The organism is Flagellimonas oceanensis (genome assembly GCF_003992595.1).
In the GTDB taxonomy this organism is placed as follows: Bacteria; Bacteroidota; Bacteroidia; order Flavobacteriales; family Flavobacteriaceae; genus Flagellimonas; species Flagellimonas oceanensis.
Genome location: NZ_RZNA01000004.1, coordinates 121202 through 137087, shown reverse-complemented (window position 1 = coordinate 137087; position 15886 = coordinate 121202). Strand labels below are relative to the sequence as shown.

The 15886-nt window shown below is 42.9% G+C and carries 13 protein-coding genes; 5 read left to right on the top strand and 8 right to left on the bottom strand.

Features of this window, described 5'->3' with window-relative positions:
* The first annotated feature begins 4 nt into the window (after positions 1-4).
* From EO132_RS02275 to EO132_RS02260, 4 genes are read left to right on the top strand one after another with little or no spacing between them, the layout of a single operon-like run.
* Positions 5-2407 carry an ABC transporter permease gene (locus EO132_RS02275; RefSeq protein ID WP_127136414.1) on the top strand — a complete coding sequence of 801 codons (2403 nt, stop codon included), beginning with the start codon at positions 5-7 and terminating at the stop codon, positions 2405-2407.
* Positions 2408-2438: 31 nt separating this feature from the next.
* Entirely contained in the window at positions 2439-4850 is a 2412-nt protein-coding gene (locus EO132_RS02270) for an ABC transporter permease (protein WP_127136413.1), read from the top strand.
* Between the two features lie 21 nt (positions 4851-4871).
* Complete coding sequence (locus tag EO132_RS02265) at positions 4872-6374, top strand: serine hydrolase domain-containing protein (protein ID WP_127136412.1); 1503 nt, start codon at positions 4872-4874, stop codon at positions 6372-6374.
* A 22-nt stretch (positions 6375-6396) separates the two neighbouring features.
* Positions 6397-7059 carry an ABC transporter ATP-binding protein gene (locus tag EO132_RS02260; protein WP_127136411.1) on the top strand — a complete coding sequence of 221 codons (663 nt, stop codon included), beginning with the start codon at positions 6397-6399 and terminating at the stop codon, positions 7057-7059.
* Between the two features lie 151 nt (positions 7060-7210).
* Here EO132_RS02260 and EO132_RS02255 read toward each other — a convergent pair whose 3' ends face one another.
* From EO132_RS02255 to pdxA, 7 genes are all read right to left on the bottom strand, one after another.
* Positions 7211-8329 (bottom strand): NAD(P)/FAD-dependent oxidoreductase, encoded by a 1119-nt coding sequence (locus tag EO132_RS02255; protein WP_127136410.1) that lies wholly within the window; start codon positions 8327-8329, stop codon positions 7211-7213.
* Positions 8330-8362: 33 nt separating this feature from the next.
* Positions 8363-9721: an acetyl-CoA carboxylase biotin carboxylase subunit gene (gene accC / locus EO132_RS02250; protein ID WP_127136409.1), complete on the bottom strand. Its 1359-nt coding sequence runs from the start codon at positions 9719-9721 to the stop codon at positions 8363-8365.
* Positions 9722-9806: 85 nt separating this feature from the next.
* The gene (accB, locus tag EO132_RS02245) at positions 9807-10307 is read right to left on the bottom strand and encodes an acetyl-CoA carboxylase biotin carboxyl carrier protein (protein WP_127136408.1); all 501 of its coding nucleotides are present in this window, start codon (positions 10305-10307) and stop codon (positions 9807-9809) included.
* 25 nt (positions 10308-10332) lie between these two features.
* The gene (locus EO132_RS02240; RefSeq protein WP_127136407.1) at positions 10333-11328 is read right to left on the bottom strand and encodes a beta-ketoacyl-ACP synthase III; all 996 of its coding nucleotides are present in this window, start codon (positions 11326-11328) and stop codon (positions 10333-10335) included.
* 177 nt (positions 11329-11505) lie between these two features.
* A complete protein-coding gene (rpmF, locus tag EO132_RS02235) occupies positions 11506-11706 on the bottom strand; it encodes a 50S ribosomal protein L32 (protein ID WP_100816683.1) in 201 nt (66 codons plus the stop codon).
* A 7-nt stretch (positions 11707-11713) separates the two neighbouring features.
* Positions 11714-12247, bottom strand: coding sequence for a YceD family protein (locus tag EO132_RS02230; protein WP_127136406.1), 534 nt, complete (start codon positions 12245-12247; stop codon positions 11714-11716).
* 110 nt (positions 12248-12357) lie between these two features.
* Positions 12358-13410, bottom strand: coding sequence for a 4-hydroxythreonine-4-phosphate dehydrogenase PdxA (gene pdxA / locus EO132_RS02225; protein WP_127136405.1), 1053 nt, complete (start codon positions 13408-13410; stop codon positions 12358-12360).
* 58 nt (positions 13411-13468) lie between these two features.
* Between pdxA and EO132_RS02220 the strand changes: the two genes are divergently transcribed.
* Entirely contained in the window at positions 13469-14059 is a 591-nt protein-coding gene (locus EO132_RS02220) for a riboflavin synthase (protein ID WP_127136404.1), read from the top strand.
* A 6-nt stretch (positions 14060-14065) separates the two neighbouring features.
* Here the strand turns inward: EO132_RS02220 and EO132_RS02215 are convergent, their stop codons facing one another.
* Positions 14066-15868, bottom strand: a complete 1803-nt coding sequence (locus EO132_RS02215) for a sodium:solute symporter family protein (protein ID WP_127136403.1) — start codon at positions 15866-15868, stop codon at positions 14066-14068.
* Between the last annotated feature and the right edge of the window lie 18 nt (positions 15869-15886).

Sequence of the window (15886 nt, the reverse complement as noted above, 5' to 3'; positions counted from 1 at the left end):
AGTCATGATGAACTTTTTAAAATTGGCATTTCGAAGATTGTTCCGAAAAGGGGAACATTCCCTTACCAGAATTGTATCCTTAACGGCAGGTTTGGCTTTTGGGATATTGCTTCTGTCTGAAGTACTGTACTATTTTAGTTATGATAGTTTTTATCCAGATGCGGACAGGATCTACTTAGTTCATGAAAACTTCAATATGGACAAATCCTCCAACGAAATGGAGAGCTATCCAAGGGTCAGTGGGGCCGTTGCCCCAGGACTTAAAGCTGAAGTGCCGGGTATTGAGGCAGCTACCCGTCTCAACCCCTTGGGAGACCATATGATCTATACCGATGACTTCAACAGTTACGATGCCAAGGTATCATTGGCCGATGAGCATTTATTTGATGTGCTCCCAGTTCCCATGATAAGTGGAAACCCCGAAGAAATTTTAAAAAGCCCCATGACCTGTATGGTATCTCAAGAAATCGCGGACAACATGGGGGGCAATGTTATGGGAAAGGTCATAGGCATCAAAGCGTATCCAGATAAAAAACTGACCATTGCAGGTGTATTCGAAACCCTTCCCGAGAACACCAACTATGAGTACGATGTGCTGATATCCATGGTATCCACCGATCAATTTACATGGGATGGCACCGAAAATTGGATGGGAAACGACAGGTACTACGCTTGCGTAAAATTAAGCCCTGGGGCAACACCGTCAGATTTGGCCCCAGCGGTACGGGCCATGCAGGTAAAGCATCAGGATATTGAAAAGCTGGAAGAAGAAAACCAAGGGGTTGTACTTGAGTATTCGTTCAAACCCATCAAACAAATAAAGGTGGACAATGTAAAGGATATGATTCTGATTCTGGCCACTATAGCCCTTTCGGTTTTGTTTGTTTCATTGATGAACTACATTTTGTTGACCATGGGAACATTGATTGCCCGGGCCAAAAGTTCCGCCATACATAAAACCTGTGGTGCTGACACTAAAAACCTGCAACGAATGATTCTTTCCGAGACCGTTGTTGTTTTTGCCATCTCAATTGTCGGGGCACTGCTATTGATATGGGGCTTAAAACCATTGGCGGAAGCTCAATGGGGGCACGACTTGACCTCGGTTTTGAACCCATACGTCATTGCGCCTCTGGTCGTGTTGATACTTTTCCTTGTGTTCGTCACGAGTTATTTCCCAGGTCGATTCTTTTCACGCATCCCCGTTGCAACAGCTTTTAGGAGCTATCAACAGAAAAAAAGCAAATGGAAATTGGTTCTTTTATCTTTTCAGTTTGTAGGAGCCACATTTATACTCACTGTTTTGGTTTTTGTTACGCTGCAGTACAACAATATGAAGAATGCCGATCACGGTTATACTGCGGAGGGTGTATATTATGTGTCCACTGAGGGAATGGATGGTAACAAGATTGGAATGGTGCTGAACGAGCTTCGGGCCATGCCAGACATTGAAATGGTAGGTCTTGGGGATGACGACCCCGTAAGTGGCGCGTCAGGAAACAATGTGCTCTCACAAGATGGTAAAAGGGAGTTGTTCAATGTAGCTGATTTTTATGAAGTGGACAGTAACTATTTATCCATTTTGGGCATTCATGTGGATGAAGGAGAAGGTTTTTCCAGCAATCAAGCGGTTCCCAATGATGTGGTCATAAGCAAAAGAGGGGCTGAATTACTCAAACTGAACAATGGATGGACCGATGGGGTTGTAGGAAAGCAGATTGCCTTGACCCAACATGAGAGTACAACCATCCGTGGAGTTTTTCCAGATTTTGTGATTCAATCGATCTCTAATCCTGATATGAGACCATCCGTGTTTTTTTATCAGCCTGAGGAAAAGTTTGAAGAGCTTAAAATTGAAGATCCTTCCGAACGATTCAATATTATGATAAAGGCGAGCAATGGAGTTCAAGAGGGTATCATGGACAGGATACGGACCGTAGTCAATTTGGGTTTCCCTCATGAGGATACGGTGGTCAAGAGTCTTGAGACGGAACAGTTGAATGCCTACCAAGGACAAAAGGGCTTCCGGAATGCTATGATCATTGGTAACGCCATTATTTTGCTGGTTACCATTATAGGCTTGTTAGGGTATACGTTCAACGAATCAACACGTCGTAGAAAAGAATTGGCCATAAGAAGGATAAGCGGGGCCACGCTATCGGACATATTAAAATCATTTATCTCTGATTTGGAATACGTTGCAGTTCCAGCAGTAGTATTAGGGTTGTTGGGTGCATGGCTTACATTGGACAAATGGATGCAGAACTTTGCCTTTAAAATGGATTTGCACTGGGCCATTTTTGCCGTATGCAGTCTATTTATACTGTTGATGATAGCCGTTATTGCAACCATAAACTATACCCGAACAGCAAATCGAAATCCTGTGGATGCGCTTCGGCAAGAATAAAAAGAATTTTATCAATCAAAAGACATCAATAATGTTCAAAAACTATTTGAAAATCGCTGGGAGAAACCTGATTAAGAACAAGGTTTTCAGTATAGCCAATATTGTGGGGCTAACCTGCGCCTTTGCGGTGGCTATATTATTGTCAATGACAGCCTTGTTCGAACTGTCTTTTGACCAGTTCCATGAAAATAAAGACACTGCGTATCAACTTTACCTTACCAGCCAAACCCCTAGAGGTGCTGAAACAAGCACTTCCAACCCTGTTCCATTGGCAGGTGCACTAGAGGATGAGGTTTCGGGAATAAAGCGAATCACACGTAGTTTGAGTGAGGACGCCCTGGTTTCATATAAGGAAAAGGATTTGGACCTGGATGCAGAATATGTTGACGCGGAATTCTTCAACATATTTACCTTTCCCGGGATTAATGGGAATACCAATAACCCATTGCCTTCAAAAAATTCGGTTTCCATTACGGAAGAAACCGCGACAAAAATATTTGGAAACAACGATGTGGTCGGAGAGGTTCTTCAGATAAGGATAGGAAACGAAGAGCGTCCTTTTACCATTGCGGCCATATTGGAGAACACCCCCGCCAATAGCAGTATTGATTTTGATATCGTGATTCCGTTTGAGAACCATCCCGAGTATGAATCCAATAAAGATGTGTGGAATTCTCAATTTTTCCCCATTTACCTTCAACTGGAAGAAGGGGTTACCACTAAACAGTTCGAAGAGAATACAAGGGATTTTGCCAACCTTCATTACGAGGGAAGCATAGAAAGTGACAAAAGGGATGGAGCATTGCCCGATGAAAACGGTCAATACAAGCAGTTCCACCTCATGTCCATTAAGGATATGCATTTTGCATCTTATAAAGCGGGCAGGGCGGATACAGCACGTACATTCCCCTACATCATTCTTGGTGTGGCATTGGTCATCCTATTTATCGTTTGTGCCAACTTCATCAACATGAACATTGCACTGAGCGAAAAAAGACTAAAGGAAATTGGGATGCGAAAGACCCTTGGCGCAGTCAAAAAGCAATTGTTCTTTCAGTTCTGGATGGAAAGTGTGATCGTTTTCCTAATTGCGATAGGTTTGGGACTTGTGGTCAGTAATTTACTCATAGACCCGTTCAAGAACCTATTCAATACCAAGGCCACCTTTGCCGATGTAACCCAACCGGGAATAATGGCATTGTTTGTTACAACCGTCTTTGTCATTACCCTGATTGCTGGGGGCTATCCGGCATTGCTTTTGAGCAAGTTAAGTACGCTTCGCGCATTGAAAGGCAAGCTTGATTTGGGCAAAAACCGATTGCGTAATGGGTTGATCGTAATTCAGTTTGTGATAGCCATTATTTTGATCAGCGGAACCATGGTGCTACATGGTCAAATTGAATTTTTGCGCAACAAGGACTTGGGATACAATAAGGAGCAAGTAGTATCCATTCCCTTGAATGGAAGAAAGAACAGCTATGCTGTTTTGGATTTATTGCGTGATGAACTCTCCCAGAACCCCGGTGTTTTAAGCGTTTCAGGTTCCGACAGTAATTTGGGACTTGGAAAAGATGGAAGTATCAGCAGTAGTGCCATGGGCTTTGCATACAAGGGCAAAGGAGTGGTTACCAATGCATTGACGGTGGATTACGATTACGCCAAAACTTTGGACCTAGAACTTAATTCAGGGCGGATGTTCAGTCGGGAGTACAGTACGGACAGCTTAAGTTTGGTGATCAACGAAAGTATGGCCAAACAGTTTGGGGAAGATGATCCACTGTCTGTTCGAATACCCATGGATGACTCTATTACCTATTCGGTGGTAGGGGTAATCAAGGACTATTATTTTCAGGATGTAAAAAAAGAGGTAAAACCACTTACTTTATTTTTAAATCGCAATTGGGACTTGTATTACGCTTATGTGAAAATTGCTCCGGATAACGCTGCACAATCGTTTGATGCCATAAAGAACGCCTGGGAAAAAATCGAGCCACAAGCCGAGTTTTTAGGCTCCTTCTTGGATGAGAATGTCGACCGTACATTCAGAAGGGAAAAAACAATGGCCACCATTATAACCAGCGGAAGCGTTTTGGGGATTATTTTGAGCTGTTTGGGACTCTTTGCCATTTCCATGCTCGTAGTGGCACAGCGTACCAAAGAGATTGGGGTGCGAAAGGTGGTAGGCGCCAGCGTATCCTCAGTGGCACTTTTGCTTACCAAGGATTTTTTAAAGTTAGTGGGGCTGGCCTTTATCATCGCCACGCCCATCGCCTGGTATTTCTTAAATGAATGGCTCCAGAATTATCCTTCCCACGTAACACTGAGTCCATTGTTTTTTGTGGCAGCAGGACTTGCAGCCACATTGATTGCCTTTATCACAGTGGGATCGCGGACGGTAAAAGCAGCATCGGCCAACCCTGTACAAAGTTTAAGAGACGAATAAATACTTAAAATGAACTATTTAATGAAGTTTAGAAATAATCTGTTCATTCTGTCAATGTTGTCTTTGATGTTCAATGCCGTGATTATCGGACAAGAGACATCGGAAGAAAATCTCAAAATCAGGATAGATGACTTTATAGGTCAAAGTGTGGACAATGGATATTCTGGGAGCATACTTGTTGCCAAGCAAGGAGATGTCATTTTATCTAAAGGCTATGGTTGGGCGGATAGGGCCAAAAAGATTCCCAACGGACCATCAACAATATTCAATATTGGTTCGGTCACCAAACAATTCACTGCAATAGCGATTTTAAAACTTCAGGAAGAGGGAAAGCTCCAAGTACAGGATAAGATTTCAAAATATTTTCCTGAAGTCCCATCCGATAAAAGTGAAATTACCATACATCAACTGCTCACACATACATCCGGAATATCACCGCAAACGGGAGGCTTTAGATACGACGAGGCCAGTAGGAAAACTTTTTTGAATGATTTTTTCCAGTCTGAATTGATGTATGGACCCGGCACAAAACACACCTATGCGAATGCAAACTATATTTTATTGACCGCCATCATAGAAATGGTTTCTGAAAAAGATTATGAGTCCTTTTTAAAAGAGAACTTTTGGGAGCCTTTACAAATGGAGCATACGGGTTATAAAGGCATCAACGTTAATAGTGAGCAGTTTGCCCACGGATACTACTTCCATTATACCTCAGGTGAATGGAGGGATTGGGGAACAACACAGGAACATCTCCCGTACAATAAAAATCACTGGTACAGTATCGGGAAGGGAGATGTCTATTCCACAGTGGAAGATTTGTACAAATGGCACATTGCCCTAGAGGAAAATTCAGTATTGCTCCCCGAATCAAAACAGTTGATGGAAACTGCATTTACCCCAGAAAATGAAGATGAAACATCTTTCTATGGTTATGGTTGGGCCATATTCAATTCAAAAAGTAATAAAAAAATTGTGGGGCATAATGGAAGTAACGGGATATTCTTTGCAGACTTTCTGAGGTTTGTACAAGATGATATGGTAGTAATTGCATTATCAAATATTATTTTAAACCAACAATCGGAAAGTGTAGCTTGGGAGCTTGCCAAGATGTCTATGGACCCATCATACCGACCCGAGGCTATTCCAAAAAACAAGTATGAACTGGTTTTTGACTTTATCAGGTCCAATAACCCGGAGAAGGTAAATGAGTTGCCTCAATTTCTAGAAGACGCAAAAGGAAGCCCTTTGACCGATAAGGCACTGTTGAACAGGATTGGTTTTAAACAAGTGTCGGAAAACAAGAATATCGAATGGGGCATAGCGCTCCTAAAGTTGAACACGGAGATGTTCACAGATGATGGAAACTTGTGGGACTCCCTTGGAGAAGGGTACTATTTAATAAATGACAGGGGCAATGCGATAAAAAGTTTTGAAATAGCCCTTGAATTAAAGCCTGGAACCAATTGTTATTGGTGCGAAAACGCCTCAAAACGATTGGAAAGTCTAAAGGAATCAGAATAAAGAACACCATAAATTAAACAATATGCTACTACAACTCAACGATATATTCAAATGGGTCAACTCGGGAGGCCAACGTATTTTTTTATTGAAGGATATTAATCTGGAGGTGGAAGAAGGGGAATTTATCTCAGTTATGGGACCTTCGGGCTCAGGGAAATCAACCTTGCTCAACGTAATCGGAATGTTGGATACTTTTGATGAAGGGGAATATAATTTTTTGGATGAATCCGTACATTCCTTAAAGGAAAAGCATCGGTCCAACCTATATAAACAATACATCGGATTTGTGTTTCAATCTTACCATTTATTGGACGAGCTTACGGTAAAAGAGAATTTGGAAATGCCCTTGATCTATAAAAAAATCAAAGGCTCGGAGCGTAAGGCCATGGTGGCCGATATGCTGGATCGTTTCAATATTGTGGGCAAGAAAGACCTTTTTCCAGCTCAACTCAGCGGTGGACAGCAACAGCTAGTAGGTGTAGCTAGGGCATTGATTGCCAATCCAAAATTGATTTTGGCAGATGAGCCCACGGGCAACCTAAACTCTACACAGGGAGAAGAGATTATGGAACTCTTCAAACAATTGAATGATGAAGGGGTGACTATCATTCAAGTGACCCATTCCGAGAAAAATGCGGAATACGGTTCTAGAATCATCAATTTATTGGATGGGAGAATGGTTTGACCGTTAAGTTTCCCCTTACACTTTGTATCTATAACCATTAAACCAATACCGCTTCGCTTTTAGAATTTAGAAATTAGACTTGACTCAGCTTGCGGTATGCTATAGGTGCTAGTGGTAATAGGTCTTGATTTTCGGGCTTTTGCACTTGAAGTTAATCAGCCATGTCAGCCAGTTCTTTCCCGACAAGACTGCCGAGAGCCACACCCATTCCGCCCAAACGGACCCCGCAGTAAATGGAATTGGAAATTTGTTTAACAATAGGAGTTTTTTGGCTGCCAACACCCATAATTCCGCTCCACCTGCGCTCAATTTTCACGGGTCGATTGGGTAGAATCATATTTCGGATCAGGTCTTCCAATTGATTTTGGATAATCTTCGTTTCCCCGAATTTGGTGGTCTCTTCGGTATCAAAATCAAGGTTTCTTCCACCGCCAAATAAGATTCTGTCATCAATGTTCCGAAAATAATAATAGCCTTCATCAAAATGAAAAGTGCCTTTAATACGAATGTTTTTGATGGGTTCTGTTACTAAAACCTGTGCCCTAGCCGGTTTTACCGTTTCTGACTGTATCAATTTTGATGCAAAACCGTTGGTGGCCACGAATACTTTTCTGGATGCAAATTCAAAGTCTTTGGTTTTAATGGTTGCCCCTTCATTGGATTCAATTACTTCTTCGACTAGAACACCATTCAAAATGGGTATTTCCATGCCCAAGCATTTTTGAATCAAGGAACGCATCATTTTGCCAGTATCCAACTGCCCTTCCAGTCGATGCGTGATGTATTTTTCCTGAATATTGGAGAATTCGAATATGTTGGAGTTGGTAACAAAGGGCTTTTGCCCAAAAACAGACTCCATCAAATCGTTGAGGTATGGAACAGATTCCAGGCACTTGTCATAGAAGTCAGGCTTTTCTAACGGGAAAAGTTCATGGCTGCCATGCAATTCAAAACCAAGGGCGTTATCTCCCAGTAGATTTCTTAATCGTTGAATACCCTTCCAACGCTTTTGAACAAGCTGCACCACCTGTTCCTCACTGTGGTGCTCTAAGTCCGCTAAAATCTCAGATGCGCTGCCAAAACAGGCAAAACCTGCATTTTTGGTGCTGGCGCCTTGCGGCAAACTACCTTTTTCAAGAATCAGGATATTACATTTGGAATACTTTTCCTTTAGACTGATGGCACAATTCAAACCAACAATGCCACTGCCGATAATCGTAAAATCGACATGGGAAAACCAACTTTTATGTTCCCAATAACTTAACTCCATAAAAGAAAAACCCCGAATGTATCGGGGCTTTGTTTAATGTTCTTCTTTATATTTTGGATCCATTTCAAAATCCTCCATGAATTTGGTGGTGTAATTACCGGCCAAATAATCTGGGTGGTCCATCAACTGACGGTGAAACGGAATGGTGGTCTTGATTCCCTCGATAACGAACTCGTCCAAGGCCCTTCTCATCTTATTAATGGCCTCTTCCCTTGTTTGTGCGGTTGTGATCAACTTAGCGATCATGGAATCATAATTCGGTGGAATCATGTAACCACTGTACACATGGGTGTCCAAACGAACCCCATGTCCGCCCGGCGTGTGCAGGGTGGTTATTTTTCCTGGGGAAGGTCTAAAGTCGTTGTAAGGGTCTTCCGCATTGATACGGCATTCGATAGAGTGTAATTTTGGGAAGTAGTTTTTTCCAGAAATTGGAACACCGCCCGCAACCAAAATTTGCTCACGAATCAAATCGTAATCCACAACCTGTTCCGTAATCGGATGCTCTACCTGAATACGGGTGTTCATTTCCATAAAGTAGAAATTCCGGTGTTTGTCCACCAAAAACTCAATGGTTCCCGCGCCTTCATATTTAATATATTCGGCAGCTTTTACAGCAGCTTTCCCCATGTCTTCACGGAGTTTGTCCGTCATAAATGGGGAAGGTGTTTCTTCAGTAAGCTTCTGGTGCCTACGCTGAACGGAACAATCTCTTTCAGATAGGTGACAGGCTTTCCCATATTGGTCGCCCACAATTTGGATTTCGATATGGCGAGGCTCTTCAATCAGTTTTTCCATGTACATTCCTCCATTGCCGAAAGCTGCAGTCGCTTCCGTTACGGCACTGTTGAAGTTTTTCTCCATTTGATCTTCCGACCAAATGGCGCGCATCCCTTTACCACCACCACCGGCGGTAGCTTTAATCATTACGGGATAGCCCATTTTTTTGGCTTCCTTTCGTGCATGGTCAACATCCTTGAGCAAACCTTCGGAACCTGGAACGGTAGGAACACCGGCTTTTCTCATGGTCTCCTTGGCGGTTGCCTTATCTCCCATTTTGTCAATCTGTTCGCCAGAAGCTCCAATGAACTTGATATCGTGCTCGGCACAGATTTTAGAGAACTTAGAGTTTTCGGAAAGGAACCCATATCCTGGGTGAATGGCATCGGCGTTGGTAATTTCCGCTGCGGCTATAATATTTGGAATCTTCAAATACGATTCACTACTGGGTGCAGGGCCGATACAAACAGCTTCATCCGCAAAGCGGACATGAAGGCTTTCCTCATCGGCCTTGGAGTACACGGCAACGGTTTTAATGCCCATTTCCTTGCAGGTCCTTATGATCCGCAAGGCGATTTCACCCCTATTTGCAATCAATACTTTTTTAAACATAGAACACAATCTTAAGTTAGGAATTCTAAATTTTAAATGCTTTTGGGCAACAAAATGTCATCCAAAATCTATCATTTAAAATTCACTACGATGGGTCTACCAAGAACAAGGGTTGGTCAAACTCCACTGGAGATGAATCATCAACCAATATCTTGACAATTTTACCGGAAACCTCGGATTCAATGTCGTTGAAAAGTTTCATGGCCTCAATCACACAAAGAACATCTCCTTTATTGATAGTGCTACCCACTTCCACAAAAGGCGGTTTGTCCGGGGATGGCTTTCTATAGAATGTACCTATGATAGGGGATTTTACAGTGATATATTTTGAATCATCCTCTGCTTTTTTCGCATCAGCGGGTGCTGGTGCTGAAGTTTCCTGTGTGGGAGCTGGCGCTGGAGCAGTAGGGGTTGCGGCAGATGGTTGAGCCACTGGGATTTGTTGAACAATTGTGGTTTCCGGTGTGCTTGAACCTGTGCTTCCCGTTCGAATGGTGATTTTAATATCCTCCATTTCCAGCTTTACCTCGCTGGCACCGGATTTGGCTACAAACTTGATTAAACTTTGAATTTCCTTAACGTCCATGGAATATAATTTTGTTAGTTGTTGATTAAGAATTATAGGCCCATTTCAAATAAATGGAACCCCAAGTAAAACCTCCTCCAAAGGCGGCAAAAATTATGTTATCTCCTTTTTTCAACTGCTTTTCGTAATCGTAAAGCAACAAAGGTAATGTGGCGGATGTTGTATTACCGTATCGATGAATGTTCATCAAAACTTTTTCAGCTTCGAGGCCCATCCTATTGGCGGTGGCATCAATGATGCGTTTGTTGGCCTGGTGTGGTGCCAACCATTGTACATCATCTTTGGTCAAGTTGTTTCGCTCCATGATCAATGCGGATACATCGGCCATATTGGATACAGCAAATTTAAAGACGGATTTGCCATCTTGATAAACAAAATGCTGCTTGTTCTTTACCGTTTCTTCAGATGCCGGCAAAATAGACCCACCTGCATCAATCTTCAAAAATTGACGACCGATTCCGTCGGAACGCAGATATTCATCCTGTAAACCCAAACCTTCTTCATTGGGTTCAAAAAGAACGGCTCCTGCACCATCTCCAAAAATAATACATGTGGTCCTATCGGTATAGTCTATGATGGACGACATTTTATCGGCTCCAATGACCAATACTTTTTTGTATCTGCCTGATTCTATATAGCTGGCCGCAGTGGACATCCCATACAAAAAGCTGGAACACGCTGCTTGTAAATCATAGGCGAAAGCATTCACTGCACCAATTTCCGAAGCCACATAAGCCGCAGTGGAAGCGACGGGCATGTCGGGGGTGGCAGTAGCCACGAGCACAAAGTCTATTTCGGAAGCTTCAATGCCTCTTTTTTGAAGCAAATCTTCCGCAGCTTTGATGGCCATGTAAGATGTTCCCGCGTTCTCTTCTTTTAAGATTCTTCGCTCCTTGATTCCTGTTCGGGTGGTAATCCATTCATCGTTGGTGTCCACCATGGTTTCCAACACTTTATTGGAAAGAACAAACTCAGGAACGTATCCTCCTACAGCTGTTATTGCTGCTGTTGTTTTCTTCATTTTTAGCCTCTCTTTATTGTCAAAAAGATTCAAATTTGACCCAAAAGGTGTGAAAATTAGTCATTTTATATGACTTTATCGAGATAATCGAGCCGATTTTGGGTGTTAACGTGGGCCCATAAAAAAACTCCCGTTGATATATTGAACGGGAGTTGCTGTATTATAGGGGGTTTGCGGTTAGGCCGCAGTTTCCTCTTCTGTTTTGTCAATCAAAACCTGACCTCTGTAGTACAATTTGCCTTCGTGCCAGTGAGCTCTGTGGAACAAGTGCATTTCACCTGTTGTTGAGTCTTTGGCAATTGTTGGCGCAACTGCTTTGTAGTGGGTTCTTCTTTTGTCCCTTCTGGTTTTTGATATTTTTCTTTTAGGATGTGCCATTATAAACCTATTTATCCGTTAGTAACTTTTTTAAATCGTCCCACCTGGGGTCCGTATCTTCTGATGGTTTTGTATTCTCTTTTGGCTGAAGCTCTTCGAGCTTATCCAAGATTTCCGATTGCAATGTTCCGTCTTCCACACCGGGATGAACCCTTTTTTGTGGAACGGCCAGCACCAACATTTCGTATACGTACTGTGCAATATTGAATTGGTGTTCTCCGTGTGGGATGATCAAGATTTCATCATCTTCATCATTGTACTCTTCGCCAAACTTGACGACTAGTTTTAAATGGGAGTCAACAGGCTGGTCATAAGGTTCGCCCGTTAGATCACAATCCACATTTATGGTTCCCTCCGCTTCAATCTGAAGTTCCATCATGGTGCTCATTTTTTCCAAAACGGCATTTACATGAACGGAAGCTCCGTTAAATTCTTGGTAGTCAAAAGATTCAAAGAACGCATCATCAATCTCGTACACAAAGTTATGTTTTCCCAACTTCAGACCTGAAAAAGGGATATTAAACTCTTTCAGCTTCATCATTTCTACACTTAAGGTTTGTGTACCAGCCTTTAAAGGCGGGTGCAAAGATACTACTAATTTACAAAACTGCAATTCTTGCTACAACAAATATCCAAAATGAGATTAACTTTTTACCCTCCTCGCTTGATTTTCTGCTTTTTAAGAGGGTTTTCGGTAAGTTCCAGATACTCTGTTCTGTTTTTAAATACTTGAATGGCAGTGAATACGGCTTCTTTAAAAGAACTTTCATCAGCCTTGCCTTTTCCAGCGATTTCATAGGCGGTTCCATGGTCTGGAGATGTTCGTACTTTATCCAGTCCGGCCGTATAGTTGACTCCTTTTCCAAAGGAAAGGGTCTTGAACGGAATTAGCCCCTGATCATGGTAGGCCGCTAGTATGGCATCAAAATTACTGTGGTTGTCAGAGCCAAAAAAACTGTCTGCCGAATAAGGACCGTAGACCAAAGTGCCCTTATCGAACAATTCCTTTATGGTGGGCTTTAGAATTTTATCGTCCTCTTGGCCAATGGTTCCGTTGTCGCCACTGTGGGGATTGATGCCCAACATGGCTATTTTGGGACGACGGATACCAAAGTCCATTTTCAAGGATTTTTCCATGGTGGCCACTTTGTTTCGGATGAGCTTTGGGGTAATAGCTTCGGCCACATCCTTTACCGCAATATGATCGGTAAGTAGACCAACACGTAGGGAATTTGTGACCATGAACATTAGGCTCTCTCCCTCGAGCTCTTGAGCCAGAAAGTCCGTATGGCCAGGAAAATTAAAATCCTCGGATTGGATATTGTTTTTGTTGATGGGTGCCGTGACCAACACATCGATTTTATCCTCTTTTAGCGCAGAAACGGCCGCTCGCAATGACCGAATGGCAAACTCACCGCCTTCTTTAGTAGCTTGTCCGTATTCAATCTTAGGAACTTCTTTCCAAACATTGACAATATTGACTTTGCCTTCCAAGGCCTGACCGGCATCCCGAACACCATTGAATTTGAGATCGATTCCCAAATCTTTGATTTGTTGGGAAATGGTTTTGTTGGATGCGAATATCACTGGGGTGCAAAACTCCAGCATTCTTGGGTCTTCAAATGTTTTGAGTGCCACCTCGCACCCAATGCCGTTAATATCCCCAATGGAAATGCCCAACCTTATTTTTTGATTTTCCTTCATAAAATGAATGCCGTTATGGCTACTTTTGCATTACAAATCTAGTCAATTAATAAGAGACATGTTCACAGGGATTATAGAGACTTTGGGGAAGGTTGAAAAGCTGGAAAAGGACGGTGGAAATCTTCACATTACCGTTGCTTCGGATATTACTTCGGAATTGAAGATAGACCAGAGTGTTTCACACAATGGGGTTTGCCTTACCGTAATTGCCATTGATGGAAGCAGCTATACCGTAACGGCAATAGAAGAGACCTTGAACAAGACCAATTTAGGCGACCTGAAAGTAGGTGATGTGGTCAATCTGGAGCGCGCTATGTTGTTGGGTGCACGTTTAGATGGGCACATTGTTCAAGGACATGTGGACCAAACCGCAGGCTGTAAATCCATTATCGTAAAAGATGGTAGCTGGATATATACGTTTGAATACGACCCAAAACTCAATAATGTAACCATTGAGAAGGGTTCCATTACCGTGGACGGTGTCAGTCTAACTGTTGTTGACTCCGAAAAGAACAGCTTCAGTGTGGCCATAATTCCCTATACCCACGAGCATACCCGTTTTCACACCTACAAAGTGGGAGCTACAGTGAACTTGGAGTTTGATGTGGTCGGCAAATATGTTTCCAGATTATTGGAACTGAGGGGTTAAAACCCATCAAAATACATTCCGCATCCCGCGCCAAATTCTTAAAAGAACAACTGTGGCTATCAATACCAATACGGTAAGCCCAATCGCCAAGGGATAATTGCCATAAATCCAATTTCCTGTGGCAAAAAGACATCCGTAGACCAGAATACAGCCCACGATCATGGCCAAAACTCCTGATGGAACGCTCCATTTGGCATTTTCATCTTCAAGGGAAACGCCTTCGGCCTTGGCTTCTTCATGAATCTTTTTCCATCCAGGCCCTCCTGGTTTTGTGATTTTATAAAAACGATAGAGCACCTTGTTGTCTTCCGGCTTGGTTAAAAAGGTGGTGGCCAACCAAAGTATGGTAGTGATCAACACCACCAACGGAAATTTGCTCCATGTTGGAAAAGGTGCACCATCGGCCAAAAACAACGGTTCTTCCAGCTGCCAGAAAACAATCGAGATAATACCCGATGAGAACATGGCAACGATTTCGCTCCATGCATTGATTCGCCACCAGAACCATCGTAACAAAAAGATGAGTCCTGTTCCTGCTCCGAACATGATGATAATATCGAAGAGCTGAGTGGCATTGTTAAGTTCCAAAGCGAATAAACTACTCAAAACCATCAGAACAACTGTGGAAATCCTACCCACGTTCACTAATTCCTTTTCTGATGCATTTTTATTGATTTGCTGCTTGTAGAAATCATTTACGATATAAGAGGACCCCCAGTTAAGGTGTGTTGAAATGGTTGACATATAGGCTGCTCCCAAAGAAGCCATAACCAGACCCAACAAGCCTGTGGGCAACATGGTAAGCATGGCGGAGTAGGCCAAATCGTTTTTAAGGATGTTCTCCGGTACATTGGGAAACGCCTGTTGAATGCTTTCCAAATCCGGGAACACCACAATAGAGGCCAAGGCGACCAAAATCCATGGCCATGGTCTTAGCGCATAATGCAATATGTTGAAGAAAAATGTTGCCCCGATGGCGTGGTTTTCATTTTTGGCGGCCAACATACGCTGTGCGATATAGCCACCACCCCCGGGTTCACCGCCTGGGTACCAAGCACTCCACCATTGTACTGCCAAGGGTATGATAAGAAGCCCTATCAAAGCATCGGTATCCGAAAAATCGGGAAGGATGGACATTTTTTCCTGTACCTGCGCATTCGCCAAAATATTGTCCAAACCACCAACTTCAGGCATATTTACCAAGTAGATTGCAGCTCCAATGGCTCCACCCATGGCAACAAAAAACAATAGAAAATCAGTATAGACCACTCCTCTAAACCCACCTACGGCACTAAAAATCACTGTTATGGTTCCTCCCAGCAGCACGGTTTCAACGGGTTCCAGTCCGAGCATTACCTGCCCGATTTTTATGGCAGCTAGAGTCACGGCCGACATAGCCATTACATTAAAGACCACACCTAAATACAACGATCTAAATCCACGGAGAAAATGTGCAGGTTTTCCGCCGTACCTTAAATCGTAAAATTCCATATCCGTGGCCACGTTGGATTTTCTCCAAAGCTTGGCATAGACAAAAACGGTAAGCAAACCTGTGAGCAAAAAGGCCCACCAACCCCAGTTTCCCGAGACACCATCGGTACGGACAAAGTCCGTAACCAAATTGGGCGTATCCGTGGAGAAGGTAGTGGCAACCATGGAAAAGCCCAAAAGCCACCATGGCATGCTACGGCCGGACAAAAAATATTCTGCCGTGTTTTTACCCGATTTCTTGGAAACATAAATCCCAATGAAAAGGACTATGGCAAAGAATCCAAAAATGATGATGTAATCTAAAAGTTCTAGTTTCATTTGTTAAGTTTGGCTTGG